The organism is Metallococcus carri, assembly GCF_011440275.1.
Classification (GTDB): domain Bacteria; phylum Actinomycetota; class Actinomycetes; order Actinomycetales; family Dermatophilaceae; genus Metallococcus; species Metallococcus carri.
Genome location: NZ_JAAOIV010000011.1, coordinates 1 through 15845 on the forward strand (window position 1 = coordinate 1; position 15845 = coordinate 15845).

The 15845-nt window shown below is 69.4% G+C and carries 16 protein-coding genes and 1 pseudogene; 10 read left to right on the forward strand and 7 right to left on the reverse strand.

Annotated features, from left to right (window positions below):
• Positions 1 to 95 precede the first annotated feature (95 nt).
• Entirely contained in the window at positions 96 to 560 is a 465-nt protein-coding gene (locus G9U51_RS13900) for a LysM peptidoglycan-binding domain-containing protein (protein ID WP_166197548.1), read from the reverse strand.
• A 59-nt stretch (positions 561 to 619) separates the two neighbouring features.
• Between G9U51_RS13900 and G9U51_RS13905 the strand changes: the two genes are divergently transcribed.
• Positions 620 to 997, forward strand: coding sequence for an Rv2175c family DNA-binding protein (locus G9U51_RS13905; RefSeq protein ID WP_166197551.1), 378 nt, complete (start codon positions 620 to 622; stop codon positions 995 to 997).
• A gap of 10 nt (positions 998 to 1007) precedes the next feature.
• Here G9U51_RS13905 and G9U51_RS13910 read toward each other — a convergent pair whose 3' ends face one another.
• Positions 1008 to 2090 (reverse strand): polyprenyl synthetase family protein, encoded by a 1083-nt coding sequence (locus G9U51_RS13910; protein WP_328823480.1) that lies wholly within the window; start codon positions 2088 to 2090, stop codon positions 1008 to 1010.
• Positions 2091 to 2155: 65 nt separating this feature from the next.
• Between G9U51_RS13910 and metF the strand changes: the two genes are divergently transcribed.
• From metF to G9U51_RS13925, 3 genes are all read left to right on the forward strand, one after another.
• Positions 2156 to 3061 carry a methylenetetrahydrofolate reductase [NAD(P)H] gene (gene metF, locus G9U51_RS13915; protein WP_166197557.1) on the forward strand — a complete coding sequence of 302 codons (906 nt, stop codon included), beginning with the start codon at positions 2156 to 2158 and terminating at the stop codon, positions 3059 to 3061.
• Positions 3062 to 3140: 79 nt separating this feature from the next.
• Positions 3141 to 3602 (forward strand): SAV_6107 family HEPN domain-containing protein, encoded by a 462-nt coding sequence (locus tag G9U51_RS13920; RefSeq protein WP_166197561.1) that lies wholly within the window; start codon positions 3141 to 3143, stop codon positions 3600 to 3602.
• Between the two features lie 94 nt (positions 3603 to 3696).
• Entirely contained in the window at positions 3697 to 4101 is a 405-nt protein-coding gene (locus tag G9U51_RS13925) for a DUF3040 domain-containing protein (protein WP_166197563.1), read from the forward strand.
• A gap of 27 nt (positions 4102 to 4128) precedes the next feature.
• Here G9U51_RS13925 and G9U51_RS13930 read toward each other — a convergent pair whose 3' ends face one another.
• Together G9U51_RS13930 and G9U51_RS13935 are read right to left on the reverse strand one after the other, a co-directional pair.
• Positions 4129 to 4614, reverse strand: coding sequence for a DUF456 domain-containing protein (locus tag G9U51_RS13930; protein ID WP_407941444.1), 486 nt, complete (start codon positions 4612 to 4614; stop codon positions 4129 to 4131).
• Positions 4615 to 4707: 93 nt separating this feature from the next.
• Positions 4708 to 4908, reverse strand: coding sequence for a DUF7455 domain-containing protein (locus G9U51_RS13935; protein WP_171715571.1), 201 nt, complete (start codon positions 4906 to 4908; stop codon positions 4708 to 4710).
• Positions 4909 to 5192: 284 nt separating this feature from the next.
• Here G9U51_RS13935 and G9U51_RS13940 point away from each other — a divergent pair, with 284 nt between their 5' ends.
• Positions 5193 to 7301 carry a DNA gyrase/topoisomerase IV subunit B gene (locus G9U51_RS13940; protein WP_328823482.1) on the forward strand — a complete coding sequence of 703 codons (2109 nt, stop codon included), beginning with the start codon at positions 5193 to 5195 and terminating at the stop codon, positions 7299 to 7301.
• Positions 7302 to 7304: 3 nt separating this feature from the next.
• Here G9U51_RS13940 and G9U51_RS13945 read toward each other — a convergent pair whose 3' ends face one another.
• Positions 7305 to 7715, reverse strand: a complete 411-nt coding sequence (locus G9U51_RS13945; RefSeq protein ID WP_166197568.1) for a hypothetical protein — start codon at positions 7713 to 7715, stop codon at positions 7305 to 7307.
• A gap of 43 nt (positions 7716 to 7758) precedes the next feature.
• Between G9U51_RS13945 and dinB the strand changes: the two genes are divergently transcribed.
• The 4 genes and pseudogenes from dinB to G9U51_RS17500 all read left to right on the forward strand — a co-directional run.
• Positions 7759 to 8964 (forward strand): DNA polymerase IV, encoded by a 1206-nt coding sequence (gene dinB / locus G9U51_RS13950; RefSeq protein WP_166197570.1) that lies wholly within the window; start codon positions 7759 to 7761, stop codon positions 8962 to 8964.
• Between the two features lie 188 nt (positions 8965 to 9152).
• The gene (locus G9U51_RS13955; RefSeq protein WP_166197573.1) at positions 9153 to 9734 is read left to right on the forward strand and encodes an HhH-GPD-type base excision DNA repair protein; all 582 of its coding nucleotides are present in this window, start codon (positions 9153 to 9155) and stop codon (positions 9732 to 9734) included.
• A gap of 41 nt (positions 9735 to 9775) precedes the next feature.
• The gene (locus tag G9U51_RS13960) at positions 9776 to 10306 is read left to right on the forward strand and encodes a DinB family protein (RefSeq protein ID WP_166197575.1); all 531 of its coding nucleotides are present in this window, start codon (positions 9776 to 9778) and stop codon (positions 10304 to 10306) included.
• A gap of 65 nt (positions 10307 to 10371) precedes the next feature.
• Positions 10372 to 10671, forward strand: a pseudogene (locus tag G9U51_RS17500) (N-acetyltransferase family protein); the annotation flags it as partial.
• A 28-nt stretch (positions 10672 to 10699) separates the two neighbouring features.
• Here the strand turns inward: G9U51_RS17500 and G9U51_RS17505 are convergent.
• Together G9U51_RS17505 and G9U51_RS13970 are read right to left on the reverse strand one after the other, a co-directional pair.
• The gene (locus G9U51_RS17505; protein WP_328823483.1) at positions 10700 to 11611 is read right to left on the reverse strand and encodes a sucrase ferredoxin; all 912 of its coding nucleotides are present in this window, start codon (positions 11609 to 11611) and stop codon (positions 10700 to 10702) included.
• Positions 11608 to 14070, reverse strand: a complete 2463-nt coding sequence (locus G9U51_RS13970; RefSeq protein WP_166197579.1) for a DNA gyrase/topoisomerase IV subunit A — start codon at positions 14068 to 14070, stop codon at positions 11608 to 11610. Before G9U51_RS13970 ends, G9U51_RS17505 begins: the two co-directional genes overlap by 4 nt.
• A gap of 107 nt (positions 14071 to 14177) precedes the next feature.
• On the opposite strand from G9U51_RS13970, the gene G9U51_RS13975 reads away from it, so the two are divergent.
• Positions 14178 to 15839, forward strand: a complete 1662-nt coding sequence (locus tag G9U51_RS13975; RefSeq protein ID WP_207948334.1) for an HAD family acid phosphatase — start codon at positions 14178 to 14180, stop codon at positions 15837 to 15839.
• Positions 15840 to 15845 lie beyond the last annotated feature (6 nt).

Below are 15845 nucleotides of genomic sequence, written 5' to 3' on the forward strand. Positions count from 1 at the left end.
ACCAAGTGCGCGGCTTCCTGCCGGTACTTCGGGGTGTAACTCTTCCTCTTCGCACCCATGAGGGCATCCTTCCCTGCCAGGCCGAAACCTGACGATCAGGATGTCCACCGAACGGGGTCAACCTCACCGGCGCGCAGCGTGTTGGGGTTGCCGATCTGGTTGGCCTTGGCCAGGGCTGCCGCGGAGGTGTGGTGGGCGCGGGCGATCCCGATGAGCGTGTCGCCGCGGCGCACGACATACGGCGTGCCCGAGCGGGTGGTGGTCTTCTTTGCGATCGTCTTGGGGTTGGGGGCACGGCGAGGCGCCGGCGCCTTGGACTTGGCCGGGGCGGCGACCGGCACCTGCAACTGCTGGCCGGCGAGGATGCGCCCCGGCGTGCTCAGCTTGTTGTGGGCGACGAGCGCGGCCACCGTCGTGCGGTGCGCCTTGGCGATCGCGGTCAGGGTGTCACCCGGCCGGATCGTGTAGGACCGCCAGGTGGTGGCGGTGGCGGCAGCAGCCTGCTGGTGGACGGCGTGCACATTGGCCGGAGGGGCGTGGTCGGCGACGGGGGGTGCCATGGCCCTGCAAAGTAACGGAACCGTCACAGGGTGGCACCGAAGCGGCTCGGAGTGTCGGCATGGCACTCTTGGTCGTTGTGAACGGACTGCAGACCCTGGTCGGCTCCTGGATGAGCATCCCGGAGGTGGCCGACGCGATCGGCGTGCGACAGCGCGACGTGCGCGCGATGATCGACGACGGCCAGTTGCTGGCGCACCGGATCGGCCCCAATGACGCGCTCAGCATCCCCGCCGCCTTCGTCCGGGAGGGTCAGATCCTGCCCGCGCTGCTCGGCACGATCACGGTGCTCGCCGATGCTGGGCTCTCCTCGGAGGAGTCGCTCACCTGGCTGTTCACGCCGGACGAGACGCTGCCGGTGGTCGGCTCGCCGATGACCATGCTGCAGCTCGGTCGCAAGGCCGAGGTCCGCAAGCGAGCCTCCGAACTCGCCTGGTAGACAAGGCTTTTCAGGCGCTGCGCGCCACACATACCTCGATCAGTTCACCGAGCACGCGCGTGCCGTCAGGGTCCAGCCGCAACGGGTCGAGCGCGGCGCGGGCCCGCCCGGCACCTTCGTCGATCAGTTGCTCCACCCGCTCGACCGCGCCGGTGCGCACGCACCAGTCCCGCAGCCAGTCGACCTCGGCACCGGTCAGGTCCTCGCGCCCGAAGAGCGTGTTGAAGCGGTCGAGATCGGCGGCGGTGCTGCGGTCCAGCGCGAGCGCCACGAGCACGGTGCGCTTGCCTTCGCGCAGGTCGTCACCGGCCGGCTTGCCGGTCTGTGCCGGGTCACCGAAGACGCCGAGCAGGTCGTCGCGCAGCTGGAAGGCCTCCCCGAGCGCCAGGCCGTATGCCGACAGCGCGGCGTCGGTCTGCGGGTCAACGCCCCTGCTCTGGGCGCCGATGAGCAGCGGTTGCTCGATGGTGTATTTGGCGCTCTTGAACCGGATGACGGTGCGGGCCCGATCGACGCGCTCGCTGGTGTCGAGTTGTTCCCACGGCCGCACCGACTCCAGCACGTCGAGATATTGCCCGCCCATGAGCTGGGTGCGCATCAGGTCGAAGGTGCGCCGGCCGCGGGCGAGTTCCTCGCTCGGCAGGCCACTGGTCGCGAAGAGCTCGTCGGTCCAGTTGAGGCATAGGTCGCCGGCCAGGATTGCCCCGGCGTCGCCGAAACGTTCGCTGTCGCCGTCCCAGCCCTCGCTGGCGTGCAACCCGCCGAGGCGACGGTGCGCGGACGGCATACCGCGCCTGGTGTCGCTGCGGTCCATGACGTCGTCATGCAGCAAAGCGGCGGCCTGGAAGACCTCCATCGCGGTCGCCAGCCGGACGATGCCTTCGCCGTGCGGGCCGCCCGCGGCCCGGTATCCCCAGTAGCAGAAGGCGGCGCGCAGCCGCTTGCCACCACGCAACAGGTCGTCGATCGGAGCGGTGAGCGAGGCCATCTGCGGCCCGAGCGGCGCGAGATCCTCGCGGTGGCGACGCTGCTGCTCGTCGAGGACCTGTTGCACCAGGACGCGCAGATCGTCCAGGCCCTGGGGCTGCGGCACAGGTCGTCCTTCCATGTGTCGGTCGTTCCGGGTGAGCGGGGCCGGCCGGTTATAAGGTCTGGCCCATGTCACCACCAGGCTCTCGGGTCGTCCGTCAGCCCGCCACCAGCATCCCAGACCTGCTGGCCGCATCGCAGACCGCATTCAGCTTCGAGTTCTTCCCGCCGAAGGACGACGCGGCCGAGGAGGTCTTGTGGGACAGCATCCGGCGCGTCGAAGCGGTGCAGCCGGCCTTCATCTCGGTCACCTATGGCGCCGGGGGCACCACCCGCGACCGGACGGTGCGGGTCACCTCGCGGATCGAGCACGAGACCTCGTTGCGCACCATGGCGCATCTGACCTGCGTGGGCTCCTCGGTCGCCGAGTTGCGCGAGGTCCTGCGGGCGTATGCCGGGGCCGGCATCCGCAACGTGCTCGCGCTGCGCGGCGACCCCGCGGGTGGGCTGGGTCAGCCCTGGACGCCGCACCCCGAGGGGCTGGACCACGCCGAGGACCTGGTGCGGCTGGTCGCCGAATCCGAGGAATTCACCGTCGGCGTTGCGGCCTTCCCCGACAAGCACCCCGAGTCGCCGTCGCTCGAGCATGACGCCGAGGTGCTGGTGCGCAAGGCCGATGCGGGAGCGAGTTTTGCGATCACCCAGATGGTCACTGACGTCGACGCCTACCTTCGGTTGCGCGATCTGGTTGCCGCATCGGGCCGCGCCATACCGATCGTTCCGGGCCTGATGCCGGTGACCGCGCACGGCCAGCTGCAGCGGATGACGGCGCTCAACGGCCAGCCGCTCGCCCGCGAGGTGATCGAGCGGATTGAGGCGGTCAAGGACGACAAGGACGCCGTGCGCCGCGAGGGCATCGACATCGCGACCGAGCACGCGCAGCGGCTGATCGACGAAGGTGCGCCCGGGGTGCACTTCATCACGATGAACCGCTCCACCGCGACCGTCGAGGTGTGGGAGCGGCTGCGCGGCTGAGGCCTGTCGGTGGCCGGTCCTACCGTGAGATTTGTCCGAACACGCGTTCGACCAAGCTCACGGCTCCAGGAGGTCCCCGATGTCTCGCTCGCCCCACTCCGCCGCGGCCCCACCAGCCGCCCTCGACCTGGTCGAACGGGCCCGTGGCTGCCTGCTCGAGGCATGTCACACCCCTGACCTGTGCGAGCGCTACCGGCTGGCGCACATCGGTGCGCTGCGCGCGGCGGCGGCCGTGCTGGCGGCGCGCAGCACGCCGTCCCCGCGCTCGCGCCCACGCAGTGTCTGGCAGGTGCTGCCCAAGGTCGCACCGGAGCTCACCGAGTGGGCCGACTTCTTCGCCGACACCGCCCGGCGGCGCAGCGCCTTCGAGCGCGGCGCGACCGAGCCCAGCGCGCGCGAGGCCGACGATCTGATCCGCCAGACCGAGACCTTCCTCGGGCTCGTGCTCGCCGCGCTCGGGCTGCCGATGCGTGAACCGCTCGGCCGGTGGGTCGCTCCGCCGACCCTCGTGGCGCCCGCGCGGCGGTCCGGACGGATTTGATGGTTGACCCCGCTACCACGCGCGACGATCGCGACCTATCCTCAAGAGAAAGACACTTGCGCCCGTCGCACACGATGACCCCGGAGGTGCCGCCGTGCCGCTCTCTGAGCACGAGCAGCGCATGCTCGACGAAATGGAGCACGCGCTTGCCCTCGAAGACCCCAAGTTCGCATCCCAGATGCGGGGTCAGTGGGCCGATCGCCACCGCGGTCGCTTGCTGCTCGGTGCCATCGGCATGCTCGCCGGGCTGGGGCTGGTGCTCGGCGGGGTGATGAGTGAACTCATCTGGCTCGGTGTCGCGGGCTTCGTGGTGATGGTGGCCGCGGCGGCCTGGGCCTTCGCGCCGGCCAGTCGCACGACCTCGCTCGGCACCGTGCAGGACGACGGCACGGTGCTGCGCGCCACCCCGCGATCACGCCGAGCCGAGCGCACGCCCGGCTCCTTCATGCAGCGGCTCGAGGCGCGGTGGGAGCGCCGCCGCCGCGATTCACTGTCCTGACGCAGTCGCCGGCCGGCAGCGTCGTCCTCAGGTGACGATCAGCCCGACCACCCAGGTCGCCGCCACCAGGCAGGCCGCCGCGAGTTCGATGCCCACGCTGTGCAGCACCGCCCGCACCGCCGCCTTGGTCGAGGTCCAGGCCGCCGCCGGGTTGCGCAGCCGCAGTTGCTCGGCGACATACACCCCGAGCACGAAACCGAGGAAGAGCCCGACGACCGGCACGACGAAGAAGCCGACCGCCGCGGTCACGACTCCGGCGAGCCGGGACCAGCCGGGCACGCCGGCGGTCTTCAGGCGCCGGTTCGGCAGCCGGTACTGCAGCACGTAACCGACCGCCGCGATGACCACGCAGATGCCGAAGATCACCCACGCGGTGGTGCCGCCGTGAGAGCCGGCCCAGACCAGGACGCCGAGCAGGGTGAGGGCGAGGCCGGGCAGGATCGGCACGATCAGGCCGAGGATGCCGGCCGCGATGATCAGTCCCGAGACCACGGTGACGGTGTCGTTGTTCACGGCGGTCATGATGCCCTAGATGTGACGAAGGGCCGGTCGGCACGCGCGGTATGGCGTGCCGACCGGCCCATCACCTGAGTCGGTCTGGTGAGGTCAGTCCTCGTCGTGCAAGCGGTCGGTCTCGTCGATGACCTCCACGGCAACCGAGCGCAGCTTGTCCAGGTGCGCGCGGCCGTGGTGGGCGCAGAAGAGAAGTTCCATGTCGCCGTCGAGGCGGGCCTTGATGAACGCCTGCGCGCCGCAACGGTCACAGCGGTCGGTCGCGGTCAGCGTGGGTGCGAGTGCAGTGGCCATGCGGTCCATCCTCTCTGTTCGGCACCTGTCGGTGCCGGGGTCCCTCGGCAAAGGGTGATTCGTCTGCTCGGACGACTGAACGGGTGGTCCGGCTCCGTTGTTCCGGGCGCCCATCGCGTCGACCTGTCGGACGTGGCAACAGTCAAGCACGAGGGGGCATTCCCGCTGGGCACATTTGGTGTCGCGTGGCGCGGTTTCACCCTTTCGGCCACGCCTGCGAGGCGATGTCGGTGCGCCCGATTAGTCTGCTGAAGATCCGGCATCGACCCGCAGGAGTGGCATTCGTGGTTTCCCGTTCCACCGCGTCCAAGGACGAATACAGCGCCCGGCACCTGCAGGTGCTCGAGGGCCTGGAGGCGGTGCGCAAGCGCCCCGGCATGTACATCGGCTCGACCGATGGCCGCGGCCTCATGCACTGCCTCTGGGAGATCATCGACAACTCGGTGGACGAGGCTCTGGCGGGTGTGGGCGAGCGGATCGACGTGATCCTGCACGGTGACGGGTCGGTGGAAGTCCGCGACCGCGGACGCGGCATACCGATCGACATCGAGCCGCGCACCGGGTTGACCGGTGTGGAGGTCGCGATGACCAAGCTGCACGCGGGCGGCAAATTCGGCGGCGGGTCCTATACCGCGTCCGGTGGTCTGCACGGCGTGGGTGCCTCGGTCGTCAACGCCCTGTCCTCGCGCCTCGACATCGAGGTCGACCGCGCGGGCAAGACCTACGGCATGAGCTTCCGGCGTGGTGAGCCGGGCATCTTCAAGGGTGAGGGGCCGGACGCGCCCTTCGAGCCCTTCGTCAACGGCTCCGAGCTGCGTGTGGTCGGCAAGGCCAAGCGCGGCGTGACCGGCACCCGCACCCGCTACTGGGCCGACCCGCACATCTTCATGAAGGACGCCGAGTTCGACTACGAGGGGCTCGTCGGTCGCGCCCGCCAGACCTCCTTCCTGATCCCCGGACTCGAGCTCGCGATCCGCGACGAGCGGCGGCTGCCTAACACCCCGGGCGCCGACGGCCCGCACGAGGAGACCTTCAAACACGACGGCGGCATCAGCGAGTTCACCGAATTCCTCGCCTCCGATCCCGCAGTGACCGAGGTATGGCGGCTCGAGGGCACCGGCACCTTCACCGAGACGGTCCCCGTGCTGGACGACCAGGGACACATGACCCCGACCGAGGTGGAGCGCGAGTGCGGCGTCGACGTTGCGCTGCGGTGGGGCACCGGCTATGACACCAAGGTGCGCTCCTTCGTCAACATCATCGCCACGCCCAAGGGCGGCACCCACCTGGCCGGTTTCGAGCAGGCGCTGCTCAAGGTGTTCCGCAAGCAACTGGAGGTCAACGCCCGCCGGCTGAAGGTCGGCAATGACAAGGTCGACAAGGACGACATCCTCGCCGGGCTGACCGCGGTCATCACCGTCCGGCTGGCCGAGCCGCAGTTCGAGGGGCAGACCAAGGAGGTGCTCGGCACCTCGGCGGTGCGCCAGATCGTGGCCAAGGTGGTCGAGACCGAGCTCACCGCCCGGCTGACCTCGACCAAGCGTGACGACAAGGCGCAGTCGGCGCTGCTGCTGGACAAGGTCGTCGCGGAGATGAAGTCGCGCATCAGCGCGCGGTTGCACAAGGAGACCCAGCGGCGCAAGACCGCGCTGGAGTCCTCCTCGCTGCCGGGCAAGCTGAAGGACTGCCGCTCGACCGATGTGTCGCGCACCGAGTTGTTCATCGTCGAGGGCGACAGCGCGCTCGGCACCGGCATGGCCGCGCGCAACTCCGAATACCAAGCGCTGCTGCCGATCCGCGGCAAGATCCTCAACGTGCAGAAGGCGTCGGTCGGCGACATGCTGAAAAACGCCGAGTGCGCCGCGATCATCCAGGTGATCGGTGCCGGGTCAGGTCGCACCTTCGACGTCGATCTGGCCCGCTACGGCAAGGTCATCCTGATGACCGACGCCGACGTCGACGGCGCGCACATCCGCACGCTGCTGCTCACGCTCTTCTTCCGCTACATGCGCCCGCTGGTGGAGGCGGGCCGGGTGTATGCCGCCATGCCGCCGCTGCATCGCATCGAGGTGGCGGCGTCCGGGCGCGCCAAGGGCGAGGTGATCTACACCTACACCGAGGATCAGATGCGCAAGACGATCGGCGACTTCCAGCGCAAGGGCCGCACGATCAAACAGCCGCAGCGTTATAAGGGCCTGGGTGAGATGGACGCCGACCAACTCGCCGAGACCACGATGGAGCCGCGGCACCGCACGCTGCGCCGGGTGACGCTGGCTGACGCCGAGCGCGCCGAGACGGTGTTCGAATTGTTGATGGGCTCGGATGTCGCGCCGCGCAAGGAGTTCCTGGTCTCCTCGGCCGACCAGCTCGACACCGAGCGCATCGACGCCTGAGGCCTATTCCTCGTCGTAGTGCAGCGCCTGCTCCTCGGCGGGCGCGGTGTCGTCAGTGGTGAACTCCTCGTCGACCTCCGCGGCATAGGACTCACCGCCGAGCACGTCCTGGTCGGCCGGGATCGCGTCCGGGTCGTCGCCGCCCTCCATGTCCTGCTGCTCGGGGTCGGCGAACTGGTCCTCCGGTCCGGGCTGGCCGTAGGCGGTGCCCTCCTCGGGCTCCTCCTGGGCGATCCGCTGGTCGATCGTCTCGCCCTCCTCCTCCAGGCCGATGAACTCCGACCCGCGCGGCTGGCGCTCGGGCGGGGTCCACGGTTCGTCGTCGCTGTCCTGCGGGTCGTCCAGATTGATCTGAGCGTCCAAACGCTCTTGGGGGTCGAGTTCGGTCTCGCCGAAGTCACCTTCGTTGGTCATACCGCCCACGATAGTGGCGGCTGTCGGTCGATAGTGCGAACATATGTTCGTGTCCGCGGCGAATATCCTGCACGCCGACCTCGACTCGTTCTACGCGTCGGTGGAGCAGCGCGATGACCCCTCACTGCGCGGCCGGCCGATCGCGGTCGGCGGCGGGATCGTCATGGCCGCCTCCTACGAAGCCCGGGCGTATGGCGTGCGCGGGGCGATGGGCGAGCGTGCCGCCCGGGCGTTGTGCCCCGATCTGGTCGTGGTGCCGATGCGGTTCGAGGCGTATGCCGAAGCCAGCCGGGCTGTGTTCGAGGTGTTCCGGTCCATCACCCCGCTCGTCGAGGGCATCTCGGTGGACGAGGCCTTCCTTGAGGTCGGCGGGCTGCGCCGGCTGGTCGGGCCGCCGGAGATGATCGCCCAGATCGTGCGCTCGCGGGTGCGCGGCGAGGTCGGGCTGCCGATCTCGGTCGGGGTGGCGCGCACCAAGTTCCTCGCCAAGATCGCCTCGGCGGTGTGCAAGCCGGACGGCCTGCTCGTCGTGGAGCCGGACGGCGAGGAGGAGTTCCTGCATCCTTTGCCGGTGGAGCGGTTGTGGGGTGTCGGCAAGGTCACCGCCGAGAAGCTGCACGCGCGCGGCATACGGACGGTAGGGGAGTTGGCGCGGTTGGAGCGCACGTCGCTCGACGCGGCGGTGGGCAAGGCGTCCGGTCGGCACCTGTTCGCGCTGGCGCACCTGCAGGATCCGCGGCCGGTGACCACCGGCCGGCGCAGGCGCTCGATCGGATCGCAACGTGCGCTGGGGCTGCGGCCGCGCAGCGACGCCGAGCTCGACCAGATCCTGCTCGGCATCGCCGACCGGGTGATGGGCCGGGTCCGCGATGGCGGGCGACCCGGGCGGACGGTGACGCTGCGGGTGCGGTTCGCCGACTTCGAGGCGGTCACCCGCTCGCACACGCTGCCGCGGCCAACCACCGCGACCGAGACGGTCGTGCGGGTGGCCCGCGAGCTGCTGCTCGGGTTGCGGCCGATGATCGCCGATCGTGGCATCACGTTGCTGGGCTTGTCGATCGGCGGTCTCGACGGTTCGGGTGCGGTGCAGCTGCCGCTGCCCTTCGGCGATGAGGTGCCCGGTGCCTTGGACGGGACGCTGGACGAGGTGCGCGAGCGGTTCGGCTCCTCGGCGGTGCGGCGCGGGGTGCTCGTGGGCAAGACCGAGGGTCTGTCGGTCCCGACGCTGCCCGATGTGCCTGGACATTGAGAGGCCCGGTGGCTTCCCCCAAAGCCACCGGGCCTCTCATCCCCCTGTGATCCCCTTGTCGCCGGCGTCCCCCCTCCGGCATGACTCAATTCAACTGCGGGGCGCCGTCCGCCTCCATAAGACCCGGGCCGAAGTTTGTGGGCTGACGGTCTAAGACCCGGGCTGAGACACCCGTCTAGGCTGCTGCCATGGTGTCGCTGCAGATCGCCCAGGAGCCCGCTGCCGACAAGCTGCTGTCGGACGACCCGTTCGCGCTGTTGGTCGGGATGCTCCTGGACCAGCAGTACCCGATGGAGCATGCCTTCCGTGGCCCGGCGAAGATCTTCGACCGGCTGGGAACGATCGACCCCAAAGTCATTGCGGCACAAGACCCTTCGCAGTTCGCCGAGCTGGCGTCGACGCCGCCGGCGATCCATCGTTACGGCAAGTCGATGGCCGGCCGGGTGCAGCAACTCGCCCAAACGATCGTCGACGACTACGACGGTGACGCCTCGAAGATCTGGACCACCGCCGGTTCGACCGACGAACTGCTCAAGCGGCTGAAGGCGCTGCCCGGTTATGGCGACCAGAAGGCCCGCATCTTCGCGGCGCTGCTCGGCAAGCAGTTCGGGGTCACCCCCGACGGTTGGCGCGAGGCGATCGGCCCGTATGCCGAGCCCGGATCCTTCCGCTCGGTCGCGGATGTCGTCGACGGGGACTCGTTGCAGAAGGTGCGCGACTTCAAGAAGGCCGCCAAGGCGCAGGCCAAGGCGGCCGCCGCCCAGGGCTGAACACGGTCGCGGCTGTCGGTGGGCCGCCATACGGTGTCGGTATGACGAGCGAGCGCACCGAACCGCCCCTGTCCGCCTCCGAGGTCGAGATGCTGCGCGGCTGGCTGACCTTCCACCGAGAAACGTTGCGGGACAAGGCTTCTGGCCTCGACAGCGCGGGCCTCAACCAAACCTGCGGCCCGTCGCCCATCACGCTCGGCGGCCTGGTCAAGCACATGGCTTATGTCGAGGAGAACTGGTTCGTCGAGGTGCTCGACGGCGAGGCGGCCATCGCCCCATGGTCGGAGGTCGACTGGTCGGCCGACGAAGACTGGGACTGGCACAGCGCCGCCGACGACACCCCCGAGGAGCTCTTCGCGCTGTGGGACCGGATGATCGCCGAGTCCGACCGCCGGCTCGACGCGGCACTGCGGCGTGGTGACCTCGATCAGATGTCGGCCCGGGCCGAGAAGCGCTCCGGACAGCACTTCTCGCTGCGCTGGATCCTGGTGCACATGGTCGAGGAATACGCGCGCCACAACGGCCACGCCGACCTCGTGCGTGAGTCGGTCGACGGCAAGGTGGGGGTGTGAGCGTCGAGATCCGCCCAGCGACCGAGGCCGACTGGCCGCGCATCTGGCCGATCGTCGAGGCGGTGGTGGGGGCGGGCGACACCTACGCCTACCCACTCGACCTCACCAACGACGCCGCCAAGGCGTTGTGGCTCCAGCAGCCGCCAGGGCAGCCCGTGGTCGCGGTCGACGCGGGGGAGGTGCTCGGCACGGCCAAGATGGGCCCGAACCGGCCGGGCAACGGCGACCACATCGGCACCGCCAGTTTCATGGTCGGGCCGGCGGCCCGGGGACGGGGAGTCGGGCGACTGCTCGGGGAGTATGTCGTGCGCTGGCACCGCGAGCGGGGCTTTCACGGCATCCAGTTCAACGCCGTGGTCGAGGCCAATACCGCGGCTGATGCACCTGCCGTTGTCAGCCGACGATCGAAGCGCTCCAGAAGCCTGACCGGCCGGCGTCCTTCGCGCACGAGCTCTGCAACATCGGTCCGTCCTGCTGCTCGACCTCGACGGTCCACGTGCGGCCGTCGCGGTGGGTCACGATCCAGCGATCCGCCTCGCGGTCGGGGCGAGTGGTGAGCGCCAGCAGCGACACCTCACCAGTCTGCTCGCGCACGGCCGCCTCCGCCGCCTGACCGCCAGGTGCCAAGCATGACCGGCCGCGGTTATGGCGAAGGTCGTTGAGCGACAACGGGATCTCCCGGCGCCGCTCGGCTTCCAAGGCCTCGACCGCGGTCTCTTCGTCCAGCCGCGCGTAGGTCTGCCCCGACGGCAACATCACCGCGGTCGGCGCGAACCGGTGGCCGCCGGTGTGCGAGCACTCCCACACGCGGCCCGGGTGCACAGCATGAGCCGCCGTCGCGATCGGCCGCCCGCGCACTGCACAACACACATCGCGCCGACCGTTGGCACACACCAACAGGGCCGCCTCGCGGGTCTCCTCGAGTTCGGGCAGCGCCATCGTGAGCGCGTCGGGGTCCGCACCGCACAACTCCTCGAAGGGCGCCCGCAACAGCGCCCACGGGTCATCGAGCGCGCCCTCGACCAGCCACGGCTCACCATTGAGGCCACCGGCCACAAGCACCTGGTGCGGGCCGTCCAGGGCGACGTGGCGACCGGGGCGCCGGATCAGCAGCAGCCGACCGCCGGCCTCCGAGCAGGCCCGCTCCAGCTGCGGCCCCAGCCGGTTGTCCAGCCGTGACGTGGCGATGGCGTCATGCCCCCAGGGACCGGGCTGCTCCAGCGCTACCCAGAAGGACGCGCGTGAGGCCGACCCCGGCGCGGGCAGATCCGCGTCGTCCCACTGGCGTGAGCAGGGCAGGTTCACTCCTCAGATCCTGCCAGCGATCCGGCCACCGCGGCTAGGTCGCCGGCCAGCGGCACCCCGCTGCCGTCGCGGCGGGTGTCGGCCTCCGGCAGTTCGATCGCGACACCTGCGGCGGTAGCGCCGCGCGCGGGCGCCGGCCCCGCCCACGCGAAGACGAGCTCGTCCTCTCCGCGCAGGAACCGCTGACAGCGCACCCCTCCGGTCGCGCGTCCCTTCCCGGGGTATGCCGAGAACTCGGTCACCTTGATCGATCCGCCGCCGGTCCCCGGGAGCGCCCCCGAGGAACCGGCCACGGTGACCAGGACGTTGTCGCGGGCCGGGTCGAGAGCGCCGAACCACACCGCCCGGGCACCCGAGGCGAGCTTCACGCCTGCCATACCTGCGCCGCCGCGTCCCTGCGGGCGCACCTTGTCCGCGCCATAGTGCAACAGCTGCGCGTCGGAGGTCACGAAGGCGAGTTCCTCTGTGCCAGAGGCGAGTTCGACCGCTCCGACCAACTCGTCGCCGTCCTTGAGCGTGATGATCTCGAAGTTGGTCGCCTTGGGGAAGTCGGGGTTGACCCGCTTGACGACGCCTTGCGCGGTGCCGAGCGCGAGTCCCGGGCCGGAGCCGGTCACCGACACCAGCGCGAGCACGCGTTCGCCGGCGGGCAGGTCGACATAGGCCGCGAGCGGCGCACCGCCGGACAGCGTGGGGGAGTCGTTGGTCGGCGGCAGCGTCGGCAGGTCGACCGCGCCGAGCCGGAAGAGTTTGCCGCTGGAGGTGACCACGCCATACTCCCCGCGCGCGGTCGTGCGGACCGCGGACACGACGGCGTCGTGTTTGCGGCGAGTTCCGCTGTCCGACAACGGATCTGCCGTCGTCGTGCGGGCGAGCAAGCCGGTCGAGGACAGCAGCACCCAGCACGGATCGTCGGTGACCTCGAGCGGAGTGGCGGCGGTCGTCGCGGGCGCCGACGGCGACTCCAGCAGCACGGTGCGGCGCGGCGTCCCGTGCTCCTTGGCGACGGCGGCAAGCTCGTCGGACACGAGCTTCCGCAACACCTTCTCGTCGGCGAGGATGCCTTCCAGCTGCTCGATCTCGCGGCGCAACTCCTCGGCTTCCTTCTCCAACTCGATCCGGGAGAACTTCGTCAGCCGGCGCAGCTGCAGCTCCAGGATGTAATCGGCCTGGCGCTCACTCAGATCGAAGACCTGCATCAACCGGGTGCGAGCGGTCGCCGCGTCGTCGGAGGAGCGGATCAGCTGGATGACCTCGTCGATGTCGAGGATCGCGACCAGCAGGCCGTCGACCAGGTGCAACCGGTCGCGCTTCTTGGCGAGGCGGAACTGCGTGCGCCGCCGCACCACGTCGATGCGGAAGTCGACATAGACCTTGAGCAGGTCCTTCAGCCCGAGGGTGCGCGGCTGGCCCTCGACGAGGGTGACGTTGTTGATGCCGAACGACTCCTCCAACGGGGTCAGCTTGTAGAGCTGCTCGAGCACCGCCTCGGGGTTGAAGCCGTTCTTGATCTCGATGACCAGCTGCAGGCCGTTGGTGCGGTCGGACAGGTCCTTGACGTCGGAGATGCCCTGGATCTTCTTGGCCTGGTAGAGATCCTTGATCTTGTCGACGACCTTCTCCGGGCCGACCAGATAGGGCAGTTCGGTGACGACGATGCCCTTCTTGCGAGGCGTGACATTCTCGATCCGGCAGGTGGCGCGGGTGCGGAAGGACCCGCGGCCGGTGAGATAGGCATCCCGGATGCCCTCCAGCCCAACGATCTGACCGCCGAGCGGCAGGTCCGGGCCGGGGACGAACTTCATCAGGTCGTCCAGCGAGCAGTCCGGGTGGGTGATCAGATGCCGGGCCGCGCCGATCACCTCGCCGAGGTTGTGCGGGGGCATGTTGGTCGCCATACCGACCGCGATGCCGGCGGCGCCGTTGACGAGCAGGTTGGGGAAGGCCGCCGGCAGCACCGCCGGCTGCATCTCCGAATCGTCGTAGTTGGGGATGAAGTCGACAGTGTCCTCATCGAGGCTGCCGGTCATCAGCATCGCCGACGGCGCGAGCCGGGCCTCGGTGTAGCGCGGCGCGGCCGGGCCGTCATCGAGCGAACCGAAGTTGCCGTGCCCGTCGATCAGCGGCAGCCGCATGGTGAACGGCTGCGCCATCCGCACGAGGGTGTCGTAGATCGCCTGGTCGCCGTGTGGGTGGTACTTGCCCATCACCTCGCCGACCACGCGCGAGCACTTGACGTGATTGCGATCGGGGCGCAGCCGCATCTCGTCCATCGCAAACAGGATCCGCCGCTGCACCGGCTTCAGCCCGTCGCGCGCGTCGGGCAGCGCGCGCGAGTAGATGACCGAATAGGCGTACTCGAGGTATGCCGTCTCCATCTCGTCGCCGACGTCGATGTCGACGATCTTCTCCACGAAGTCGGGTTCGAGCGGTTCGTCCTTGCGGCGGCGCGGTGCCATGGATCTCCTCGTATGCCGGGTGGTGCACCCGCCAGTTTGTCGCACCAAGGGGTGACAACCCGGATGGACCCTGGCGTGTCCGCCCTGCTGGGGCTAGCGTCACCAGAATGGCCACTCCGTCACGCCGCCTACGCGGCAGCTTGCTCACCGTCACCGCCGTCACTCTCATCCCGCTCGCGTATGCCGCACCGGCCAGCGCGCACCCTTCCGACCAGGGTCAGGCGACCGCCGCCACTAAGCAGCTGCAGCGTTTCCGCGACCGCAACCTGGCGCCCCGGACCCAGTTCACGATGCAGCCGGACGGATCGAGCGGCACGCTCCCCGACGGCGCCGGCATACCGAATATCGACTCGGTCAAGGCGACCGTGCGCACCTACTACGCGGCCACGGGCGGCATCGCCAACAAGACCGACTCGCCCTACATCCGACAGATGAACCGGATCATCGCCCAGCAGGAGCAGCAACTGCCGAAGCTGCTCAAGCAGGCGCAGAAGCACGGCAAGAAGCCCGCGATCGTCTTCGACGCCGACGACACCACGCTGTGGACCTACGACATGGAGGACGCCGCGATGCGGTTCACCTTCGACCCCGCGCTGCAGGACGTGTGGGTGCAGCAGCAGCGGTTCCCGGCCGTGCCGGCGATGGTCGCCTTCCAGAAGAAGGCGCAGGCGATGGGCTTCACGATCTTCGGCATCACCGGCCGCAACGACGACCAGAAGGCCGCCACCTTGGGCAACCTCACCAAGGTCGGGTATGACGGGTTTACTGCCGGCCGGTTCTTCACCAAGTGGACGGGCAAGGGCACCAGCCAGCAGCCGTCATACATCTCCTGCGCGGCGGTGAAGTGCACGACGGTGGAGTACAAGGCGGGCACCCGCAAGTACATCGAGACCCAGGGTTATGACATCGCCCTCAACATCGGCGACCAGTTCTCCGACCTGAAGGGCGGGTATGCGAACACGACCCTCAAGCTGCCCAACCCGACCTACTACCTGCCGTCGCCGAACCTGCCGGGGTTGCAGGAGCCGCAGCTCGCGCCGCGGACCCGCTTCACGATGAAGCCGGACGGCTCGAGCGGGCTCGCCGAGGACGGTGAGGGCATCCCCAATATCGACTCGACCAAGGCCACCATCCGCACCTACTACGGCGCGGGCTCGAGCGGGATCGCGGACAAGACCAGCTCGCCCTACATCACCGAGCTGACCAAGCTCACCGGCCAGATCACGCCGGTGCTCACCAAGGCGTGCACCGCGACCGCGCGCGCCGGCACCAAGCCGGCGATCGTGCTCGACGCCGACGACACCACGCTGTGGACCTACGACATGGAGGACGCGGCGATGCACTTCACCTTCGACCCGGCCCTGCAGGACGTGTGGGTCCAGGAGCAGCGCTTCCCGGCGACCCCCGGCATGGTGGCGCTGGCGAACGCCGCGAGCAACGCCGGCTGCACGATCATCGGCCTGACCGGACGGTCGGCCAGCCAGAAGGCCGCGACCCTCGGCAACCTCGCCAAGGTGGGCTACACCGGCTTCACCGCGCCGGACTACTACACCAAGTGGCCGGCCGGCCAGCAGCCGTCCTACATCACCTGTGCCACGGCCAAGTGCACGACGATCGAGTACAAGTCGCAGACTCGGGCGCACGTGCAGTCGGCCTCCGGCGGCGGCTACACGATCCTGGCCAACTTCGGTGACCAGTTCAGCGACCTGATCGGCGGCAACGCACTGACGCCGGTGAAGCTGCCGAACCCGACGTACTACCTGCCGTAACCGCTC